Annotated in this window: 16 protein-coding genes, 1 pseudogene and 1 riboswitch; of the genes and pseudogenes, 15 read left to right on the forward strand and 2 right to left on the reverse strand. The window is 37.6% G+C overall.

The window, feature by feature from the left end:
* The first annotated feature begins 11 nt into the window (after window positions 1–11).
* The 9 genes from IGI80_RS13850 (at window position 12) to asnS (ending at window position 14676) form a co-directional block, all read left to right on the forward strand.
* Window positions 12–302, forward strand: a complete 291-nt coding sequence (locus IGI80_RS13850; protein WP_010818970.1) for a hypothetical protein — start codon at window positions 12–14, stop codon at window positions 300–302.
* Between the two features lie 3 nt (window positions 303–305).
* Window positions 306–641 (forward strand): hypothetical protein, encoded by a 336-nt coding sequence (locus IGI80_RS13855; protein ID WP_368553380.1) that lies wholly within the window; start codon window positions 306–308, stop codon window positions 639–641.
* 243 nt (window positions 642–884) lie between these two features.
* Complete coding sequence (locus IGI80_RS13860) at window positions 885–5240, forward strand: PolC-type DNA polymerase III (RefSeq protein ID WP_002382781.1); 4356 nt, start codon at window positions 885–887, stop codon at window positions 5238–5240.
* Between the two features lie 211 nt (window positions 5241–5451).
* On the forward strand, window positions 5452–6909 hold the full coding sequence (locus IGI80_RS13865; protein WP_002356790.1) for an amino acid permease: 1458 nt from the start codon (window positions 5452–5454) through the stop codon (window positions 6907–6909).
* Between the two features lie 219 nt (window positions 6910–7128).
* Window positions 7129–8505 (forward strand): hypothetical protein, encoded by a 1377-nt coding sequence (locus IGI80_RS13870; RefSeq protein WP_002397162.1) that lies wholly within the window; start codon window positions 7129–7131, stop codon window positions 8503–8505.
* A gap of 180 nt (window positions 8506–8685) precedes the next feature.
* Window positions 8686–11475, forward strand: coding sequence for an ATP-dependent DNA helicase DinG (locus IGI80_RS13875; protein WP_002364421.1), 2790 nt, complete (start codon window positions 8686–8688; stop codon window positions 11473–11475).
* Window positions 11476–11550: 75 nt separating this feature from the next.
* Window positions 11551–12069: a cell wall elongation regulator TseB-like domain-containing protein gene (locus IGI80_RS13880; protein ID WP_080280404.1), complete on the forward strand. Its 519-nt coding sequence runs from the start codon at window positions 11551–11553 to the stop codon at window positions 12067–12069.
* A 38-nt stretch (window positions 12070–12107) separates the two neighbouring features.
* Complete coding sequence (locus IGI80_RS13885; protein WP_002359774.1) at window positions 12108–13307, forward strand: pyridoxal phosphate-dependent aminotransferase; 1200 nt, start codon at window positions 12108–12110, stop codon at window positions 13305–13307.
* 16 nt (window positions 13308–13323) lie between these two features.
* Window positions 13324–14676 carry an asparagine--tRNA ligase gene (gene asnS, locus IGI80_RS13890; RefSeq protein ID WP_002391815.1) on the forward strand — a complete coding sequence of 451 codons (1353 nt, stop codon included), beginning with the start codon at window positions 13324–13326 and terminating at the stop codon, window positions 14674–14676.
* Window positions 14677–14757: 81 nt separating this feature from the next.
* Here asnS and IGI80_RS13895 read toward each other — a convergent pair.
* Both IGI80_RS13895 and IGI80_RS13900 read right to left on the reverse strand, forming a co-directional pair.
* Window positions 14758–16151: pseudogene (locus IGI80_RS13895) on the reverse strand (IS3 family transposase).
* A gap of 81 nt (window positions 16152–16232) precedes the next feature.
* Window positions 16233–17192 carry a Gfo/Idh/MocA family protein gene (locus tag IGI80_RS13900; RefSeq protein ID WP_002382786.1) on the reverse strand — a complete coding sequence of 320 codons (960 nt, stop codon included), beginning with the start codon at window positions 17190–17192 and terminating at the stop codon, window positions 16233–16235.
* A 166-nt stretch (window positions 17193–17358) separates the two neighbouring features.
* Here IGI80_RS13900 and IGI80_RS13905 point away from each other — a divergent pair, with 166 nt between their 5' ends.
* The 6 genes from IGI80_RS13905 (at window position 17359) to IGI80_RS13930 (ending at window position 21871) form a co-directional block, all read left to right on the forward strand.
* The gene (locus IGI80_RS13905; protein ID WP_002382789.1) at window positions 17359–17883 is read left to right on the forward strand and encodes a hypothetical protein; all 525 of its coding nucleotides are present in this window, start codon (window positions 17359–17361) and stop codon (window positions 17881–17883) included.
* A 59-nt stretch (window positions 17884–17942) separates the two neighbouring features.
* Complete coding sequence (locus IGI80_RS13910) at window positions 17943–18122, forward strand: hypothetical protein (protein ID WP_002384259.1); 180 nt, start codon at window positions 17943–17945, stop codon at window positions 18120–18122.
* A gap of 99 nt (window positions 18123–18221) precedes the next feature.
* Window positions 18222–18863 (forward strand): glycoside hydrolase family 73 protein, encoded by a 642-nt coding sequence (locus IGI80_RS13915; protein WP_002366997.1) that lies wholly within the window; start codon window positions 18222–18224, stop codon window positions 18861–18863.
* A 19-nt stretch (window positions 18864–18882) separates the two neighbouring features.
* Complete coding sequence (locus IGI80_RS13920; protein WP_002356802.1) at window positions 18883–19569, forward strand: hydrolase; 687 nt, start codon at window positions 18883–18885, stop codon at window positions 19567–19569.
* 146 nt (window positions 19570–19715) lie between these two features.
* A riboswitch (purine riboswitch) is annotated at window positions 19716–19813 on the forward strand.
* Between the two features lie 154 nt (window positions 19814–19967).
* Entirely contained in the window at window positions 19968–20549 is a 582-nt protein-coding gene (locus IGI80_RS13925) for a xanthine phosphoribosyltransferase (RefSeq protein ID WP_002356804.1), read from the forward strand.
* Between the two features lie 2 nt (window positions 20550–20551).
* Window positions 20552–21871, forward strand: coding sequence for a nucleobase:cation symporter-2 family protein (locus IGI80_RS13930; protein WP_002382793.1), 1320 nt, complete (start codon window positions 20552–20554; stop codon window positions 21869–21871).
* Window positions 21872–22024 lie beyond the last annotated feature (153 nt).

Raw genomic sequence — 22024 nt, forward strand, 5'->3', positions numbered from 1 at the left:
GGATGTTGCACATGGATGAACTGGAAAGAGAACTTCAATTGGAATTAGAACGCGTACAAAAGATACAAGAACGCCAAGCCATTCAAGCTGTGATTACAGCAAAACAAACCAGAATCGCAACCATCAAACAAACCTCCACACATACAATCAAGAAACTTTCAGAATTGATGAGCAAACAATCAAAAACTACCTTGCCTTCTTCCTTAAAAGGTACCTTTCAAGGGCAAGTGGCGGACGCAGCGAGCCATTATTTGAAAACGATTCCTGACGCAAATTTAAAAACACCAGCAAAAGGAGGTTAGGAGATGAAACCGGAAGAAAAACGCCGCAGTTACCAGATGATTGAAGACAACTATTATCAAGAAAAGCGCAGAATCAATCAACAACAGCAACATGTTTCCGCTGAAATCCAGCGATTTAGACAACAAACGAACCAACTAGTAGACAAGGTGGCTTATTTTACTAGAAATGATACTTGGGACAAACGAATGTTTCATCATCAAATAGCCGCCAGTTTAGATGAAATGAAACGAACAGAAAATCGGTTTGTTTCAATCCTAGAAGAAACAGAACAAACCATGCGAAAAAATTATCGAAAAGAGATTGAGAAATTGGAAGAAATGGCAAGAATGGATTTGTAAGGGATTGGTAAATACGGATTGACAAGATGTCTTTTTGTTCAATATGTTCAAACAAATAATGGAATTCTTCAGGAGTACATTATTCTTGTTCTCTAATTTTTAGCAAGCCATTGACGGAACAAGATTGTTTTTTTACAAAAAACGAGTATACTTAATAGAGAAGCGAATGCAGAGAAACCGAAAAAAGGCACTTGACAGATTTGTCTGAGGGCCTTTTTTCAATGATAGAAGGAGGTTCATTTTGTGACAGAAAAAGCACGCGATTTATTTGATAAACTGATGACGCAAATTCAGTTAGATGACACAGCGAAAGAACATCCCTTAATTCAAAATGGCCGGATTGACAAGGTCATTGTTCACCAACAAAGTCGCTTATGGGAATTTCATTTAAGTTTTGATGAATTGATGCCAGTGATGCTATATCAAACATTTATGCAACAATTGGAACTAGCTTTTCAACAAATTGCGCAGGTTTCCGTTCAAATAACCACAAATCAGACAACATTTACAGAGGAACAATTAACGGATTATTGGCAGTTGGCCTTGTTAAATAGTCAATGCAATACGCCGTTAGTTCAGAAAGTCTTAAAAACACAGACACCACAATTTGAAGATCGGAAAATTATCTTACCTGTTGATAATGAAGCAGTTATTCCTTATTTGAAGCAACAATATTTACCAATTATTGAGGAACTTTATTTCTCTTATGGGTTTCCTAAATTTCATATTGAACCAAAAATGGATCAACAGCAAGCTGCAGAAGTGCTGAAAAAGTTTGAAGAGCAAAAATTAGAACAAGCCGCAGCCTTTCAACAACAAGCTGCTGAATCGCTTGTTAAACATGAACAAATGAAAAAAGAAAAACAACAACAAGCGCCTGCGTTTGATGGTCCAATTCGTTTAGGGCGGAATATTCCCAATGATGAACCCATTATGCCAATGGGAAACATACTGGAAGAAGAACGTCGGATAACGATTGAAGGCTTTATTTTTGATAAAGAAGTGCGTGAATTGCGTTCTAAACGAAAAATTTTAATTTTGAAAATAACTGATTATACTTCCTCTTTCGTGGTGAAGAAATTTTCGAATGGGGAAAAAGATGAACAAGTTTTTGATGCGATTCAACCGCAAAGTTGGATTCGTGTTCGTGGTAGTGTACAAGAAGATACCTTCATGCGTGATTTAGTCATGAATGCTCAAGATTTGATGGAAGTCGCCCATGCGCCAAGAAAAGACTACGCGCCAGAAGGTGAAAAACGTGTAGAATTACACATGCATAGTAACATGAGTACAATGGATGCGACCAATAAAGTCGGTGACTTGGTGGCGCAAGCAGGGAAATGGGGTCACAAGGCCATCGCAATTACGGATCATGGCGGAGCCCAAGCGTTTCCTGATGCCCATGCTGCAGGTAAAAAAGCAGGCGTTAAAATTTTATACGGCGTGGAAGCCAATATTGTTGATGATGGTGTACCTATTGCTTACAACGAAGAACATATTGAATTAACAGATGCTACCTATGTGGTCTTTGACGTGGAAACAACGGGGCTTTCCGCTGTTTATGATACAATTATTGAATTGGCCGCTGTCAAAATGCACAAAGGAAATGTCATTGAGACTTTTGAGCAGTTTATTGATCCTGGCCATCCATTATCTCAAACGACAATCAATTTAACTGGGATTACAGATGAAATGGTGCGCGGTTCAAAATCCGAAGAAGAAGTTTTACGCATGTTTAAAGAGTTTTCAGAAGGAACTATTTTAGTGGCCCACAACGCTTCTTTTGATATGGGGTTCTTAAATACAAGTTATGGCAAACATGGAATACCTGAAGCGGCTAATCCCGTCATCGATACATTAGAATTATCCAGATTCTTGTATCCACATTTCAAAAGCCATCGTCTAAATACCTTATCGAAAAAATTTGGCGTCAACTTAGAACAACATCACCGCGCCATCTATGACTCGGAATCAACAGGTCATTTGTGCTGGATTTTCTTAAAAGAAGCGAAAGAGAATCATGATATGCATTTCCATGATGATTTGAATCGTCATATTGGCGAAGGAGACTCATACAAACGAGCTCGACCTTTCCATGCAACGATTTTAGCAACAACTCAAGCAGGATTAAAAAATCTTTTTAAATTGATTTCCATGTCCAATGTAGATTATTTTTTCCGAGTACCACGGATTCCTCGTTCGCAATTATCGAAGTTAAGAGAAGGACTTTTAATCGGTTCCGCATGTTCAAACGGCGAAATTTTTGAAGCAATGATGCAAAAAGGTGTCGAAGAAGCAAAAAATCGTGCCAAATTCTACGATTATATTGAAGTTATGCCCAAACCAGTTTACGCGCCATTAATTGAACAAGAATTGGTGAAAAATGAAGCAGATTTGGAAGAAATTATTAGTAATCTGGTGAAAATCGGTGACGAACTTGGTAAGCTGGTTGTCGCCACTGGAAATGTTCATTATTTAAATGAAGAAGATGCCATCTATCGGAAAATTTTAGTCGGGTCTATGGGCGGCGCTAATCCGTTAAATCGCCATAGTTTACCAAAGGTTCATTTCAGAACCACCGATGAAATGTTAACGGAATTTCAATTTTTAGGACAAGACATCGCTAAGCGAATTGTAGTAGAAAATCCCAACAAAGTCGCTGATTTATGTGAAGAAGTTATTCCAGTAAAAGACGATTTGTATACGCCGAAAATTCCTGGGTCTGAACAAGAGATCACTGATTTAAGCTACAATCGTGCGCGCGAATTGTATGGCGATCCTTTACCAGAAATTGTCGAAAAACGGTTAGAAAAGGAACTGAATTCGATTAACGGGAATGGTTTCTCGGTCATTTATTTAATTTCTCAAAAACTGGTGCATAAAAGTAATGAAGATGGCTATTTAGTTGGTTCACGGGGCTCTGTCGGTTCGAGTTTTGTTGCGACAATGACAGGGATTACTGAAGTAAATCCTTTAGCGCCACATTATTATTGTCCTGAGTGTCAATATTCTGAGTTCTATGAAGATGGTTCCTATGGTTCAGGGTTTGATATGCCTGAAAAAGCCTGTCCAAAATGTGGCGCTCGATTGTTTAAAGATGGTCACGATATTCCTTTTGAAACGTTCTTAGGGTTCCATGGCGACAAAGTTCCCGATATCGATTTGAACTTTTCTGGCGATTATCAAGCCGAAGCCCATAACTACACGAAAGTTCTTTTTGGTGAAGAATATGTCTACCGGGCAGGAACCATTGGTACAGTAGCCGACAAAACAGCGTATGGCTTTGTTAAAGGATATGAAAGAGATCATAATTTACATTTGCGTGGTGCTGAAATTGATCGCTTAGCCAAAGGTTCAACAGGGGTTAAACGGACGACTGGGCAGCATCCCGGCGGTATTATTGTAATTCCTGATTACATGGATGTTTATGACTTTACGCCAATTCAATACCCTGCTGATGATCAAGAGGCAGAATGGAAAACGACGCACTTTGATTTCCATTCCATTCACGATAATATTTTAAAACTTGATATTCTAGGACATGATGATCCGACCGTGATTCGGATGTTACAAGATTTATCTGGGATTGAGCCAAAAACCATCCCAACAGACGATCCAGAAGTGATGCGTATTTTTGAAGGACCTGATGTTCTAGGTGTGGATGCAGAGCAAATTTATTCTAAAACAGGAACTTTAGGAATTCCTGAATTTGGGACACGTTTCGTTCGAGGTATGTTAGAACAGACCCATCCATCAACTTTTGCAGAATTACTTCAAATTTCTGGACTGTCTCACGGAACCGATGTGTGGCTAGGGAATGCAGAAGAATTGATTCGTCGTGGCGAAGCCAATCTTGCTGAAGTAATTGGTTGTCGGGATGATATCATGGTTTATTTAATTCATGCTGGTTTGGACAGTGGGATGGCCTTTAAGATTATGGAAACGGTACGTAAAGGACAATGGAATAAGATTCCTGATGAACTACGGGATACGTATTTAAATGCGATGAAAGAAAACAACGTCCCTGACTGGTATATTGATTCTTGTTCTAAAATTAAATATATGTTCCCGAAAGCCCATGCGGCAGCATACGTATTAATGGCGTTGCGGGTCGCTTACTTTAAAGTTTATTTCCCAATCTTATATTACTGTGCGTTTTTCTCCGTTCGGGCGGATGACTTCGACTTAGTGGCAATGTCACAAGGAAAAGAAGCTGTGAAAGCACGAATGAAAGAAATTACGGACAAAGGGATGGACGCCTCCACTAAAGAGAAAAACTTATTAACGGTTTTAGAATTATGTAATGAAATGTTGGAACGGGGCTATAAATTTGGCATGATTGATTTGTACAAATCAGATGCTGAAAATTTTGTGATTGAAGGGGATACCTTGATTGCACCTTTCCGAGCAGTGCCAAGTTTAGGCCTCAACGTAGCGAAAGCCATTGTTGCTGCGCGAGAAGAGCAACCGTTCTTATCGAAAGAAGATTTGGCAACACGAGGCAAAGTTTCTAAAACGTTAATTGAATACATGAATGAAAATGGTGTCTTAAAAGACTTGCCAGATGAAAACCAATTATCATTATTTGATATGTTATAAAAGAAAAATCTCTTAGAAAAAGGCTGGTGAAGCAACTTATTCACCGGCCTTTTTTAGTCATCAAATAAATTAGAAAATCATTGCTAGAAGCGTTTTAATTACTTATTAAAAAGCCATCTTTATTTAATTATGTTGAGCTTGTGCATAAAAAGTAAAATGCTTATGATAAATGAAGAGCTTTATTTTTTTTAATAAGAAAGGAATTGGTTATATGGACAAAAAGCAATTACGATGGTTCACCGTCGGGTTAATTGCCTTTAACATGGTCTGGGGTCTTGGAAATGTTGTGAATAATTATGCACAACAAGGGATTTCAGTGGTCACTTCATGGCTTTTGATTTTAGTTTTATATTTTATTCCCTATGCGTTAATCGTAGGACAGTTAGGTTCAACATTTAAAGACAGTAATGGTGGAGTTAGTTCGTGGGTGCAAAATACCAGTACTAAACGTCTAGCCTATTATGCAGCATGGACTTATTGGGTAGTGCACATTCCTTACTTGGCACAAAAACCACAAGCAATTTTAATTGCCTTAGGTTGGGCAGTTCAAGGGAATGGAAACCTAGTCAATACGATGCCAATCGTAACGGTATCATTTATTTCATTAATAATTTTCTTGGTTTTCTTGTTATTATCAACAAAAGGGTTAACCACCTTAAAAGTCATTGGTGGTTTAGCTGGAACCGCCATGTTTGTGATGTCTATTTTATTCATTTTATTAGCGGTAGGCGCACCATTTATTAATTCAACGGTTGAATTTGCGACGCCAAACATGTCACAAGTCAGCACCTACATTCCTAAATTTGATTTTAGTTATTTTACAACCGTATCAATGTTAGTTTTTGCGGTAGGTGGCGCTGAAAAAATTTCTCCTTACGTAAATGCAACTAAAAATCCAGCCAAAGAGTTCCCTAAAGGAATGATTTTCCTAGCGGCAATGGTTGGTTTATCGGCTGTTTTAGGTTCATTTGCAATGGGAATGTTATTCTCAAGTGACAATATTCCTAAAGATTTAATGGCAAATGGTGCCTACAGTGCCTTCCAAAAATTAGGCGCATATTATGGTGTCGGTAATCTCTTAATGATTGTTTATGCTTTGACGAATACAGTGGGTCAAGTGGCTGCGTTAGCCTTTTCAATTGATGCTCCACTGAAAATTCTTTTAGCTGAAGCAGATCCAGAATTTGTTCCAAGTTGGTTACGTAAACGTACGAAAAAAGGTACGTTAATTAATGGTTACTTATTAACAGGTATTTTAGTAAGTATTATTATCGCTTTACCAATGTTTGGGTTGAAGGACATGAACGAAGTGGTTAAATGGCTAACTAACTTAAATTCTGTAGTTATGCCAATGCGTTACTTGTGGGTCTTCTTTGCCTATATGCTTCTAAACAAAGCATACAAACAATTTAATTCAGAATATAAATTTGTTAAAAATCCTAAAATTGGTTTTGTGTTTGGTCTTTGGTGTTTCCTATTTACAGCCTTTGCTTGTATCCTAGGAATGGTGCCTAAATTTGAGTATGCTTCAGACCCTCAAGGCTGGTTGTTCCAATTAGCTTCTAACATTGTGACACCAATCGTCTTAATTCTATTAGGAATGATTTTACCAGCAATTGCACGTCGCGAGAAAAAAGACACGATTTTGCCAATTGATTCAGCAGAATAATTGGTTACATGTCCAAGGATAAAATAGTCAGTTTAAGTATTTTACGTGAGATAAATGGTCAATAGGACTGTTTATCTCACGTTTTTTTTTCTGTCGATTTTTCTCTAAAATTTCTATTGTCTCTTAAAAATATGAGAAAATCAGAAGAATTTCTCCTGTATACTAAAGGTATCTATCATTAAAAAATGGTTATTAACGGAGAAAAAGGAAGTGAATCTCATGACTAAAACACTTGAAACACAACCAGAAGAGAAAACGGTCTTTCTTTGTAAAGAAACGAATCCAGATTTTTTAGGACGAGAAATTTATGCAGATAATGTTGAAACACCGTATAATTTTTACTTAATTCGCAAGCTTTATTTAGCGAAAGAGTATCAAAATTTAGCAGAAGGGGAACAATTTTTTGAGGCTTTATGCGAAAGTTGGGATGAATCAGAACAGTTTGAAGAGTTAATTGTTAAAAAGATTTATGTCTATGTTGAAACGGAGTTAATGTACTACACTGTTTATTTTGGAAGTTTTGAGCCGACCACTCGTGACTTACGATCCGCACTGAAACAATGGATGTATGAAATACCGACAACTAAAAATAAAAAAACAGTCCGTATGAATGAAACCAATGTGCAAGTAGTGCCGCAAGAAAATCAATTAACGGAATTAGCTGGTGAAATTGCTGTCTTACGTGAAATGTTGACACTTTTAAAAGAAAATTTAGCCTCCTTAAATGAAGCCGTTAATCAAACGAGAAATCCCGTCATTTCTAGACAAATAAAAACGATCCATTTGAAAAGAGCTTCTCCTGTGATAGCCGCAGAACAGGCATCGCTGAAAGTATCAGAGGATACTAATCTGGAACAACCAGACGTCAATCTCTCGCCTGATAATCGGGAAAATCAAGAAGGTGAAACAACTGTAGCAACAAGTGAAGCAGTGCTTCCCGTTAACAAACTAGTGCTTGAAGAACCAGCGAAAGAACCAGTGTTATCTGAACCAGCGCCAATTAAAGAAGCGCTGCCAGAAAAAAAACAAGAAAACCAGCAGAGTACCGCGGCAAAACCTTTATTTACTTTTCCACAAGAAACAGAAAAAAGCTCGCTAAATTCAGTGGATAAGTCTGCCGAAAAAGAAGAGGAGCAGAAGCCAGAAAAAGAAGCTGTCTCTATGGAAAGTGAGAAAGAAAATTCATCAAGTCGGACAATTCCTGCGGACTTTCAACGACAATTGGACGAATTAGAAGAGGAAATTTATCGTCGCTTTATGAGTCGCCAGTTAGAGGATACTGATGGAAATCAAGCAGTACCGAAAATAACGATTGAAAAAAGACAGTTAGAAGCACAAATGTTTGAAGCAAAAGCATTCTCACAATCATTTAAACAAGTTCAAAAGAAAAAGGCAGGAGACGTGCGAATTTGCAATCAGTTAAGTTGTATGAAATTAGAAAAAGGATTAGATAAATTTTTAGACGAAGTTACAGAATATGTTGAAAAGCGGACACTATTTAATAAAAAGGTTCGTTGTCCGCTCCCAGTAATCAGAGAATTGGAAGGCTATGGGCAATTAAACCAGTATATGCAGAAAATCCTTGACTGTTATTAATCGTTTATTTAGGAGAAGGTAAGACAAAACCATTCAGTTTATCAGCTTTTAAGCCTGAAACAAAAATCACTTTGGATTTTTGTTTCAGGCTCTTTCTTATTATTTCTGGAAAAGATTTCAAGAGAATTTTTGAAATACTAGTGAAAATCCTATAAATTGTAGTATAATTTTCAAAGATGAATGAAAGGCGTGAAGTCATTGAAAGACAAACAAGTGTATGCAGTAGTTGACCTTGAAACGACTGGAACAGATCCTACAAGTGATCGGATCATTCAGTTTGGATGCGTTCTCGTTCAAGATGGAAAGATTATTGCGAACTTTGCGACAGATGTGAATCCCAATCAAGTAGTACCAAAACAAATTCAAAGTTTAACGGGGATTAGTAATACGCAAGTTCAAAAAGCGCCTTATTTTGAAGATGTAGCACATACAATTTATCATTATCTGGAAGATACTATTTTTGTGGCGCATAACGTCCACTTTGATTATAATTTTTTAGCTCGTGAACTGGTACGGTGTGGCACGCCGCCACTTACTATTCCAGCCATTGATACAGTGGAATTGGCACAGATTTTTTTACCGACAGAAAAAAGTTTCCGTTTAAGTGATTTGTCGGAAAGCTTAGGTTTGTCTCATGAGAATCCCCATCAAGCAGATAGTGATGCGCAGGTTACAGCCGAACTTTTGTTATTAATTCAAGAAAAAATGAAATCTTTACCATTAGTCACTATGGAAAAAATTGCGGAATTAAGTCAACAGACAGCGCGGGAAACCAGTACTTTTATTCAACAAACGTATGAACAAATGAAAAAACAAGTCACACCATTAAATCCAGCTTATCAAGTGGTCAGTGGCATTGCTTTACGCAAAAAAGAAGTTCCTCTTTTTGAAGAAACGTTCTATCAGACTAGCACGTATCCCAAAACTAAAAAAGCCAAAGAAAAACTGTTTGGCGAACGTTTCGCTTATCGTGCGGAACAGAGTCGGATGATGAATTTAGTCTATGATCATTTTACAGAAGGAACGACAAAAGATTTATTTATTGAAGCGGCGACTGGAACGGGAAAAACATTAGGCTATCTGTTGCCGATGAGCTATTTAGCAACGCCAGAAAAACCAGTCATCATTTCAACAGTTTCGATTGTTTTACAAAATCAATTAGTGGAAAAAGATTTACCATTAGCCAATCAAATCTGCCAAGGGAAATTACGAGGCATTGTTATTAAAAGCCATCGACACTATCTTGATTTACAACGCTTTAAGGCAACGTTGAATCAGCCAACTCCGCAAAAACAATACGCTCTTTATCAAATGGGCGTTCTCGTCTGGTTGCTAGAAACAGAAACGGGCGATTTAGATGAACTACAATTGACGAATTTAAATCATTTATTCTGGAAAGAAGTTACACATCGCGGATTGGATTTTCTTTCAAAAAAAGATGAACTTTATGAAGTTGACTTTTTAAGACATCTGTATAAAAAAGTCGCTCAAAGTAACGTGTTGATTGTTAATCATGCATTTTTGGCGCAAGAGTCGCTAAGAAAACAACCGTTATTACCTGAAAGTCCGTGGCTAATTATTGATGAAGCACATCATTTACCAGACATCGCTAGTCGGATGGCAAGCGAACGAGTAAACAGTGTGATACTAAAAAAACAAGTCACGCATTTTATTGAAAAAGAACAACTTTTTGTTGCTTTACAGCAAATTTTTCAACAGTTTTCTGAAGAGCAGCGGTTTGTAAAAATTTATCAGCAAGGTTTACTGGATTTTGTGGATGAATGGCAAGATTTTCTTTTTGAATTGCATCGTTTATTTAGTAAAACGCAGAAGCGGATAGACCATCAGGAGTTACTTTTAACCAAAGAACGTATTGATTATTTATCTGCTGCGGGAGAAAAACATAGTCAAACGCTCCAGCTTTTACTGCAGGAGCTGTTGACTATTCAAAGTAAGTTACAGCAAACAATTATGAGTCAGTTGGAAACCTTTAGTTTGGCTGATCGCATCGTTTTTGTTCGCTTATTTCAATTTTTTGATGAAATTGAACGTATTCATCACTGTTTTACTATTTATCTTGATGATTGGCGTCCACGTTGGGTAAAAGAATATTTACCACAAAATGAAGACCATGGCTTGATTGAAATTCATGACTTAGAAGCTAGTTTGCTTCCTGAAACAAAGTGGTATCCGCGGTATGAACGAATTATTTATACAAGCGGCACATTGAAGTTTGGCAACAATAAAAAGTATTTACCGCAACGGTTAGGTTTAACAGAGGTGACGTTCAAAACCCTGCCAACGCCATATAACTATGCAGAAAATGCGCGAGTCTATGTACCGGAAGAAGCAGTAGCCATTCAAAATGCCTCTTCCTATGAAATGGGTCAATACATTTCAGATACCATTGAAAAATTGATGGCGCAAGAGGAACGTTCGATGTTGGTTCTTTTTACTTCGCATGAATTATTGTCCACCGTGTATCATCAAGTCCAGCCAAGATTATTGGAAAAAGGACAAGAGGTCCTCGCCCAAGGGATTAGCGGCAGTCGTGAAAAAATTCTTAAACGGTTCTCTAATGGAAAACCAAATGTCTTGCTAGGAGCCGATAGCTTTTGGGAAGGTGTGGACTTACCAGGAACAGCTTTACAGTTATTGATAGTCACGCGTTTACCTTTTGAAAACCCGAAACGACCACTTGTGCAAGCAAAATATGCGTATTTAGAAGCAGAAGGGATACAACCATTTGCTCAAGAAGCGGTACCGAAAGCAGCCTTACGTTTGCGACAAGCACTGGGCCGTTTAATCCGTTCTGAAGAAGACAGAGGGGCATTGCTGATTCTGGATCGTCGTTTAGTCACTGCAAAATATGGCAAACGATTAATCAAAGCGTTTCCCAAGGGACTCTCAGTAAAAGAAGCGCCCATGCCTGAAATTTTAGAAGAATTAAAGGAATTTTTAAACAAATAATTGATTATTTTTAGGTCATATTTGTGAAAGGCCGCTATTTTTCTGCTATAATAAGACCCAGTAAGTTTAGAGAGGATGGAAGGATTTTTGGAGGAATTAGAAGAAAAGAAAGAGAAGAAACGGATTACTATCCTTTTAACCCTATTGGCAATCCTTTTAGCAATTCTTGTAACAATAATTATCTTTTTTGTACGAACCAATCAACCAATGGCTCAAGCCAAAAAAGAAGCAACCGCAATTGCCAAAACTTCTGCTAATTTAGAAACAGTTGATAAATTTTACTGGTTTACACGCAAAAATACGTATTTTACTTTAACCGGCAAAAATGATAAAGGCACAGAGATTGTCGTGATTGTCCCTAAATCGGGAGAAAAAGTCACGGTCTTAAATCAAAAAGATGGTCAAACTGAACAACAAATAACAGACATTGTTGCTAAAGCCCATCCCGATGAATCGGTGATGAAAGCTACGTTAGGGCTTTATGATAAGCGCCCTGCATGGGAAGTGGTCACCGAAAATGATCAAGGAGTACTGACGTATTATCTGATGAGCTTTGATAAAGGCGAAGAGATCAACGTTGTCAAAGATATTTAATTTAGATAGGTTTTGATGAAAGTGGGAGTGAAAGGTGTATGAACGTATCAAATCGAGCACAGCAATTGACTCCTTCTGTTACATTAGCAGCTGCCGCCAAAGCGAAAGCATTAAAAGCAAAAGGTGTAGATGTTTTAAGCTTAACGGTTGGGGAACCAGATTTTGTAACCCCGAAAAATATTCAAAAAGCAGCAATTGCTTCAATTGAGGATGGAAGAGCAAGTTATTACACACCTTCTGGCGGCATTCCTGAATTAAAGCAAGCGATTGTTTCTTATGTGGAACGAGAATATCAACTTCGTTATCAACCCAAGCAAGTTATTGTGACAGATGGTGCCAAATATGCGCTGTATCTATTATTTCAAGCCATTTTGAACGTTGGGGACGAAGTGATTATCCCTGTCCCTTATTGGGTAAGTTATGGTGAACAAGTCAAGTTAGCAGAAGGCAAGCCAGTATTTGTATCAAGCACGCAAGAGCAATCATTTAAAGTGTCAGTTGCACAATTAGAAGCTGTACGAACGGACAAAACAAAAGCAATCATTCTAAATTCACCATCTAACCCAACTGGTGTTATTTATACGGAAGAAGAATTACGCCAAATTGGTGAATGGGCAGTTGCTCATAATATCCTCATTATTGCAGATGATATTTATGGTCGTTTGGTGTACAATGGACATCGGTTCACACCAATTGCAACCATCTCAGAAGCAATTCGTCAACAGACAATCATTATTAATGGTGTTTCCAAAACATATGCAATGACAGGCTGGCGCATTGGTTTTGCAGTCGGGGATGAAAAAATTATTCAAGCAATGACACAACTCGCTTCACAATCCACCAGTAATCCAGTCGCAGTTAGCCAATATGCGGCAATTGAGGCTTTAACAGGTGAACAGTCGACAGTTGAAGACATGCGTCAGGCCTTTGAAAAACGCCTAAATCATATCTATCCAAAAGTAGCAGCTTTGCCAGGCGTTTCGCTAATAAAACCTGAAGGCGCCTTTTATCTATTCCCGAATGTCAAAAAAACGTTAGAAATTTGTGGGTATGATAACGTGACTAACTGGGTGGAAGATTTATTACAAGAAGCGCATGTTGCTCTGGTAACGGGAGAGGGATTTGGTGCACCAGAACATGTGCGGATGAGCTATGCGACAGATTTAATGACGTTAGAAAAAGCGATTGAGCGAATGAACGACTTTATAGAAAAGAAACGAATTCAGCACAACGCCTAAAAGAATAAACTAAGAAATGAACGGAGAGACAAACGTGGAACAAATTCAAATTATTGATTCAAACAAACATGTTGGAGAAACAGTAAAAATTGGTGCTTGGATTGCTAACAAACGCTCAAGCGGAAAAATTGCCTTTTTACAATTACGTGACGGGACAGCCTTTTTCCAAGGTGTCGTGTTCAAACCAAACTTCATTGAAGCCTTTGGTGAAGAAGCTGGTACAGAAAAATTCCAAGAAATTAAACATTTATCACAAGAAACATCAGTCATGGTTACTGGTGTTATCAAAGAAGATAGCCGTTCTAAATTCGGCTATGAAATGGATATCACTGATTTAGAAGTCGTTGGCGCTTCAGAAGATTACCCAATTACGCCGAAAGAACACGGCACAGATTTCTTAATGGATCATCGTCATTTATGGTTACGTTCAAGCAAACAACATGCGATCATGTTAGTTCGTAACGAAATTATTCGTGCTACTTACGAGTTCTTTAACGAACAAGGATTCATTAAAATTGATAGCCCAATTTTAACAGGCTCAGCACCAGAAGGCACAACAGAATTATTTGAAACAGATTACTTCGGACAACCAGCATTCTTATCACAAACAGGACAATTATATGCAGAAGCTGGTGCGATGGCATTTGGAAAAGTCTTTACTTTTGGACCAACCTTCCGCGCGGAAAAATCCAAAACTCGTCGTCACTTAACGGAATTCTGGATGATTGAACCAGAAATGGCATACACAACTCATGAAGAATCACTAGATATTCAAGAAGCCTATGTAAAACATTTAATTAAATCGGTATTGAAAAATCAACAATATCCATTGGATGTTTTAGAACGTGATACAGCGTTACTAGAGAAATATGTTTTGGAACCATTCAAACGTATTACTTACGATGATGCGATTGAGTTATTACAAAAAGAAGAAGCAAACAATGATTATGATCACATTGAATGGGGCGAAGACTTTGGTAGCCCACATGAAACCTTTATTTCAAATTACTATGGCGTTCCAACATTCATTTTAAATTATCCAAAAGCAATTAAAGCCTTCTATATGAAACCACATCCAACACGTGAAGATGTTGTAATTTGTGCCGATTTAATTGCACCAGAAGGTTATGGTGAAATTATCGGTGGTTCAGAGCGTGCAACTGATTATGATTATTTGAAAGAAAAAGTAGCTGAGTTTGGCTTATCAGAAGAAGAGTACAGCTGGTATTTAGATTTACGTAAATACGGTTCTGTGCCACATTCTGGCTTCGGATTAGGTTTAGAACGTGCTGTTACGTTCATTACTGGTAATGAACACATTCGTGAAGCGATTCCATTCCCACGTATGTTAAACCGTATTTATCCATAGAGAACAAATAAAAAAGAGAACTTCTGTAGTGAGACCCGAAAGTTAGACCGAATACCGACTGGAGAAATCTGGTCGGTATTTTTATGCGACGAACCGTTTACGGAATTGAACGGGACTGCACCCTAGTTTTGTCTTTATTCGTTGATGATTATAATAATCAATCCATTCCTCAATTGCTTGTTCTAGTTCTTCGAAACTAGAATAAATAATGCCATGGTAGGTTTCTTGTTTTAGTAAACCAAAGAAATTCTCCATAGGAGAATTATCAAAACAATTGCCTTTTCGAGACATACTTTGAAAGATCTGGTGACTGGTTAATTGCTTTTTGTACTGCTTCATTTGGTACCCCCAACCTTGGTCAGAATGAAAAGTGCGCCGATATGGACAATCTTGCGTTTTATCAATGGCTTCTTTTTGTGCCTCAAGAATTGCTTTGGCATTCGGCTGTTTAGAAATACGGTAAGACAAGATTTCACCATTAAATAAATCAAGAAAAGGATCTAAATAGAGTTTTTTTATTTGAATCTTTCCACTTTGATCACGTTCATAATACTTAAATTCAGAGGTATCTGTTGTTAGCTTTTGATGGGGTACTGAAGTGTAGAAACGACGATGTAGACGGTTTTTTTCGCCATAGCCAACGGTTCCTTTGTAGGAATTATATTTTCTTGATTTACGAATAAATTTTGTCCCTTTTAGGCCAAGTTTACGCATAAGACGACGAATTTTTTTATGGTTTACGTTCAATCCTTGTTCTTTTAAAGCTAATTGAATACGGCGATAGCCATAGTTTCCTTTGTTTTCGTCAAAAATTTTCTTAATCAGGGCTTCTAATTTTTGATTGGGATTTTTTCGCTCAAATCGCTTTTGCCAATACATATACGTCGCTTTAGGAAATTTGGTTGCTTCCAGTAAGATTGTTAATCGGAATTTTTTTCGGAGTTCGTGGATGATTCGGGCATCTCGTTCTTGAGTCGTTCCGGGATATTCATTCCTAAAGCGCGGAGCTTTTTTATGAAGGCTAGTTCCGCTCGCAATAGTTCATTTTCATGTTCTAATTCTTGTTCACGTGTTCGTGTTTTTTTCACCTGAACGGGTTTCTTTTTCTTTGACATAGAAGGTCTTCCTTTCTGTTTTGGTGAAAGCCCTTCTATGCCTGTTTCTAGAAATTTCTGGTGCCAAGCCAAGACTAAGGTATCGTTTGGCAGACCATATTTCAATGCGACAGTCAGATAAGAGTCACCACTCGTTAAATAATAGTGTATGACATCCCGCTTGAATTTGGAAGAGTAATGTTGGTAATTTACTCTTCGATGAAGTGCGTTAAATCCAAATTTCTCGACTGTTTTAACCCATTTACGAACAGTCGAAAGTGAAGCAATATCAAATTGATTCGCTAGTATTCGATAACCTCCTGCGCCATTTTGGTAAGCTTCTACTACTTTTTTCTTGAATGCATAATCGTATTTTGCCAATTTAAATACGCCTCCAAAGTTAGATTTTTTGGTCTAACTTTGGGGGCGCACTACATTCAGCAAAAGCCGAAGTTCTTTTTTTTAATTCTGCCATAATTTTTGCATCTGGTCCAAAATATCAATGACTTCTGTCGTGAAAAATAAGGAGCGATTGGGTTGTGTACCTTTGATTGCTTCAACCATATTGTAGATTTCGTAATTCATGGCTTCAGCTGAGTACCCAGAAACGATGGTCTCAACCGTACCGTCGTTGTAGTGAACAATCGCTTCATCTGCGCGTGGATAATCTGTAATGGTAATATAGGCATCTTCAAAAGCAACAATTCCTTGCTTTGGCATTTTTGCTTGGAATGTTAATGAAATAGTAGCCAACTCATTTTCTTTATTCCGAAGCAATGTCACCGATTGTTCATCAACGCCAGTAGAGAAGGGAACCATGCTAGAAGCTAAAACGTCTGGCTGTGAGCTGAGAAACCAACGAGCAAACGAAACCGCATAAGTACCAATATCTAACAATGCGCCGCCTGCTAAGTCAGGATTAAAAAAGCGATTTTTAGGATCGGGTTCTTTGTAACTTCCAAATGGTGCTTGAATCATTTTTAACTGACCAAATTTGCCAGCATCCATCAAGCGACGTAATTCGTCGTATAGTGGCATGTTAAAAATAGTCATGGCTTCTGCTAAAATAAGGTCATTTTTTTCTGCAACTGCCAAGGCTTGTTTTAATTCTGCCGCGTTCATCGTAATAGCTTTTTCACACAACACATGTTTTCCGGCCTGGAGCGCTTTTAAAATGTGTTCAGCATGTTGTTTGTTTGGCACTGCTATATAAACAACATCGATTGTTTCATCTGCTAGCAATTCTTCATAAGAACCATAGGCTTTAGGGATTGAATAATCAGCGGCAAATTGTTCTGCTTTAGACAATGTCCGTGAAGCAACAGCTGCAAGTTGGCTAGTTTCTTGTTTAAACGTTGAAGCAAATTCGTGGGCAATCCCACCTAATCCTACGATGCCCCATTGATATAATTTTTTTGTCAAAAGAAGTCCTCCTAATCTATGCAATTTCTTCAAATCTTCTTCATTATTTATTATACTGTAAGCAAGAGAAATTAGAAAACAAGGACAATTTTGTAAATATGATAAAATCCAGAGATAAAAAGATGCTTTTTTTAGAGAATTTCAGTAAAATAGAAAATGGAGGCGAATGATTATGCATCAAGTTTATGTAGATATTATTGTTGACGCAATTATTGAACAGTACCAAACAGAAGAAAATTTTTACTCCGCTTATCAAATTCAAGCAGCCGATTGGCAAGCTTGGAAAGAAGGCCAATTTGGTTTGGACAATGAAGTCATGCAAAAAATTAAGAATTTGTTTACGGATTATGAGTGGATGCTGACTCAAAAAATACTCCGCCAAACCATCTTATTTCCGGAAAAACGTAACCTAGCTGTTTCGGAATATAAACGGTTAAAAACAACAATTGCCAAAAAATGGTTACAATCTGATTTGGGCGTTGTAGAATTAATTCCTAACAATAAACAAGAACAAGAAATTGCTGCTGGTTATATTGATTTGAAAGTGACGCTGGCCTATGGTGAATGGGGTTTTGATGATATTATTACATTCCGGTTACCAGCTACGATTCAACGACAATTGGAAGGTTCAAAAGTTGAATTATTAGATTGGGTCAATGAAAATCTGATGGATACTTACGTAGGTGAATAACGAATAGGAAGGATGGTCTTTTGAAATACACAATTGCTGGGATTTTATCTGTGATTATTATGTTTGGTGCGGTAATTTTTGTCTTTTTTGGCAAAAAGCCAGTTGAAGAATCTGTTCACACATCAACTGAAACAACAGTGAAATCATCCACTAAAATTTCTGAAAGTAGTACAGTTTCTTCAACTGCTACCACTGAATCAAGTACTGAAATCACGAGCGTAAGCAGTGATGAAAGTTGATAATTTTCTGTGAAAATGATACAATTATTCGGTTATAGTAACAAATGAAATCAATCACGAAAGTGAAAGATAGTGAAACATTTTATCGGAAAATAAAAGATGAAGTGGGGAATTAATGAAGTGAGCAACTATCAGAAAAAAAGAAAAAAGCAGCTGAATTTGCCAAAGTTATTCTTAGGCGTAGTTGTCGTCGGTTTGGCCTTTGTCTTTTCGTTATCTGTCCTTTCTGATTCAGATAAGGGACAAAGCGAGTCAGTCAATCGCCAAAATGAAAACATCTCAAAAGAAGAATTTGTTGCTGAAATCACACCGTATGCACGTGAATTACAAGAATCTTACGGGGTATTACCAAGTATTATTATGGGGCAAGCAGTTTTAGAATCAAATTTTGGACAAAGTCAATTAGCATCGAAATATAACAATCTTTTTGGGATTAAAGCATATGGGAATCAACCAAAAGTCAATTTAGAAACAAAAGAGTATGTCAATGAGGTCTGGATTACGATTCAGGGTGATTTTCGAGTTTATGACAATTGGGAAGAATCCATGCGAGATCATACCAAGTTATTTGTTGATGGGGTCGATTGGGATCCAAATTTATATGAAAAAGTCTTGTTAGCCAAAAATTATAAAGAGGCTGCACAAGCGCTTCAAGATGCTGGATACGCAACGGATCCTACATACGCTGATAAGATCATTCATGTAATTGAAGAATACAATTTAAATAAATACGACCGTTAAGCATGGAGGAATGATGACAATGAGCGAAAAGTGGATTCCAGAAATTATGACGCCGCTGAAACAAGATATTGTAAAAATGCCAGAGATTATTCGGCAAGCCAGTGGCATTAAAATTTTTGGCCGTAAAATAAAATCAATTATTTTTACGACAGATATTGCGATTATCCGCAATACGGATGCACAGGCAGTGATTGCTGTATATCCTTTTACACCGCATCCAGCGATTACAAAAGGCATTATTGAAGCAGCGGATATTCCTGTCTTTTCAGGAGTCGGCGGCGGTTTAACGCAAGGCATGCGTTCTGCTTATATGAGTTTATTTGCAGAAGCACAAGGCTCAATGGGTGTCGTTTTGAATGGTCCTACACCAATTGAAACAATTAAAATGGTGGATGAAGCAATCGATATTCCTATTATCAGCACAGTAACTTCTATTCATACGCCAATTGATGAAAAACTTGCGGCTGGCGTGGATATGATTAATATCAGTGCAGGAAAAGACACTGCAGCCACCGTACGCTATTTCCGTGGTAAGTATCCAGAATTACCGATTATTGCAACAGGAGGACCAACTGAATCGAGTATCCATGAAACCATTATCGCCGGAGCGAATGCTATTACATATACGCCCCCTAGTAACGGTGAATTATTCAGCAAAAAAATGAAAAAATATCGTGAACAAGAAAAAGCAACCGATGAAGAATAAAAAACGCTTTGGCAGCCGATCCTGCCAAAGCGTTTTTGGCTATTTAATGTTCGCTTTTACGGAACAATGGAAGAATGAACCAATTATTTGAAAATTCTAATGAAAAAAAGTTGTTAAACCATTGAAAGTTAGAGATTTTTGTACTATCCTAGAGAAACATAGAAGCTTGTATAAGGTCAAAATACGGTTGACCGTCTCTACCCAGCACCGTAAATGCTGGTCTATAAGTGAAGAAGAGCGGATAGCCCTTTTTTGCTTTGGCAAAATGGGCTTTTTTCTTTTGTTAGAACACGAATATAAATAGCACTTTGTTTTATTTCGTTCGTTTTTAACGAACCGTCCTTTCCTCAGGATGAGAACAAAGCATCTATCGAAAAATAAGTAAAGGAGTTCATATTGTGAAGGAATTAGTCGAACGTATTAAAAATGATGGCCGTGTATTAGGTGAAGGTGTTTTAAAAGTAGATAGTTTTATTACGCACCAAGTGGATCCAGAATTAATGGAGGCTATGGGTAATCGTTTTGCTGAGGTTTTCGCAGAAGCAGGCATTACCAAAGTAATTACAATTGAAGCATCAGGAATCGCTCCTGCCTTATACGCAGCGCAAAAATTAGGCGTGCCAATGATCTTCGCTCGTAAGGCAAAAAGTTTAACCATGGATGAAGAGCTTTTAACGGCTTCAGTTTATTCATTTACAAAACAAGTGACAAGTCAAATTTCCATTTCAAGAAAATTTTTATCTGATGCTGATAAAGTGTTGATTATTGATGACTTTTTAGCTAACGGACAAGCTGCCAAAGGATTGGTAGAATTATGCCAACAGGCTGGTGCAAAGGTTGAAGGAATTGGTATCGTAATTGAAAAATCATTCCAAGATGGTCGTCAGTTATTAGAAGACATGGGCTTAAATGTAGTCTCTTTAGCACGTATTGCTTCATTAAGTGAAGGAACGGTGACGTTTTTAGAGGAGGATGCATAATCTTGGAAACAAAACAATTGAATACACCACAACAGACGGAAACACCAAATGGGAAAGCCGCCGTTTTAGGATTGCAACATTTATTAGCGATGTATGCTGGAGCAGTTGCCGTACCTTTATTAATCGGAACCGGCTTGAATTTTGATTCGCAACAAATGACGTATTTGATTTCAATCGATATTTTTATGTGCGGCGTTGCGACACTTTTACAATTAACGGTGAATAAGTTTTTTGGGATTGGCTTGCCAGTCGTTTTAGGTTGTGCCATTCAAGCAGTTGCACCTTTAATCATGATTGGTACGAACAAAGGGGTTGGTGCAATTTACGGTTCAATTATTGCTTCGGGCATTTTTGTCGTTCTTATTGCAGGATTTTTCTCAAAAATTAAACGTCTATTTCCGCCTTTAGTCACCGGCACAGTCATTACAGTTATTGGTTTGACCTTAATTCCTGTTGCTGTTGAAAAAATGGGTGGCGGCTTAGCAACGGACAAAAGTTTTGGTGATCCTAAAAACTTGCTCCTCGCATTTGTAACAATTGCCTTAATCATTGTTGTGCAAGTTTGGGGACGTGGCTTTATCAAGTCAATTGCCGTGTTAATCGGCCTAGTCGGCGGCACAATTTTAGCTGCGTTTCTGGGATTAGTGGATTTATCTCCTGTTGGTCAAGCTACGTGGTTTCATTTTCCACAGCCATTTTATTTTGGCAAACCAACGTTTGATCTTTCTTCTATTGTGTTGATGATTATTATTTCAATTGTTAGTATGGTTGAATCAACAGGTGTTTATTTTGCCTTAGGAGATATTACAGGGAAGAAAATTGGCGAAGATGATTTACGTCGTGGGTATCATGCAGAAGGTTTAGCCGTCATTTTAGGGGGGATTTTTAATACGTTTCCTTATACAGGTTTCTCTCAAAATGTCGGGTTAGTTCAATTATCTGGGATCAAAACACGTCGACCAATTTATTTTTCTGCTTTTTTCTTAATTATTTTAGGCTTATTACCAAAAATTGGTGCGATGGCCCAAATTATCCCAGAGCCAGTTTTAGGCGGCGGAATGCTGGTTATGTTTGGAATGGTGGCTGTCCAAGGAATGCGCATGTTGTCAAAAGTTGACTACTCAAATGACAAAAATTTATTAATTATTGCCATCTCAATTGGCTTTGGTTTAGGCTTTAATATTATGCCGACGCTCTTTAATAAAGTACCAGAAACTGTTAGCATGTTTACTGGTAATGGAATTGTCATGAGCAGCATTACCGCAATTATTTTAAATCTTTTATTCAATGGTTTAAAAGAAACCTCAGAAAGTAACGAATAGTTTCAAAAAAGTATGATAGATAAGGTCAGGTGGCTTTTCTTTCATACTTTTTTGACCTCATCATCGTTTAGAAAAATTTAATGTTTTCATCAATCTGAAGAGAAAAAGAGAAAAAAGCTTGGTTACAAAGAGACGAGTAGTAAGTTACCGCTG

It is taken from the genome of Enterococcus sp. DIV1420a, from assembly GCF_051712165.1.
In the GTDB taxonomy this organism is placed as follows: Bacteria; Bacillota; Bacilli; order Lactobacillales; family Enterococcaceae; genus Enterococcus; species Enterococcus faecalis.

What these genes read in the sequence shown, in the direction of transcription:
- IGI80_RS13850 (WP_010818970.1), top strand. Translation starts at nt 12, where the DNA reads ATGGATGAACTGGAAAGAGAACTTCAATTGGAATTAGAACGCGTACAA.
- IGI80_RS13855 (WP_368553380.1), top strand. Translation starts at nt 306, where the DNA reads ATGAAACCGGAAGAAAAACGCCGCAGTTACCAGATGATTGAAGACAAC.
- IGI80_RS13865 (WP_002356790.1), top strand. Translation starts at nt 5,452, where the DNA reads ATGGACAAAAAGCAATTACGATGGTTCACCGTCGGGTTAATTGCCTTT.
- IGI80_RS13870 (WP_002397162.1), top strand. Translation starts at nt 7,129, where the DNA reads ATGACTAAAACACTTGAAACACAACCAGAAGAGAAAACGGTCTTTCTT.
- IGI80_RS13875 (WP_002364421.1), top strand. Translation starts at nt 8,686, where the DNA reads ATGAAAGGCGTGAAGTCATTGAAAGACAAACAAGTGTATGCAGTAGTT.
- IGI80_RS13880 (WP_080280404.1), top strand. Translation starts at nt 11,551, where the DNA reads ATGGAAGGATTTTTGGAGGAATTAGAAGAAAAGAAAGAGAAGAAACGG.
- IGI80_RS13885 (WP_002359774.1), top strand. Translation starts at nt 12,108, where the DNA reads ATGAACGTATCAAATCGAGCACAGCAATTGACTCCTTCTGTTACATTA.
- asnS (WP_002391815.1), top strand. Translation starts at nt 13,324, where the DNA reads ATGAACGGAGAGACAAACGTGGAACAAATTCAAATTATTGATTCAAAC.
- IGI80_RS13905 (WP_002382789.1), top strand. Translation starts at nt 17,359, where the DNA reads ATGATTATGCATCAAGTTTATGTAGATATTATTGTTGACGCAATTATT.
- IGI80_RS13910 (WP_002384259.1), top strand. Translation starts at nt 17,943, where the DNA reads ATGTTTGGTGCGGTAATTTTTGTCTTTTTTGGCAAAAAGCCAGTTGAA.
- IGI80_RS13915 (WP_002366997.1), top strand. Translation starts at nt 18,222, where the DNA reads ATGAAGTGGGGAATTAATGAAGTGAGCAACTATCAGAAAAAAAGAAAA.
- IGI80_RS13920 (WP_002356802.1), top strand. Translation starts at nt 18,883, where the DNA reads ATGAGCGAAAAGTGGATTCCAGAAATTATGACGCCGCTGAAACAAGAT.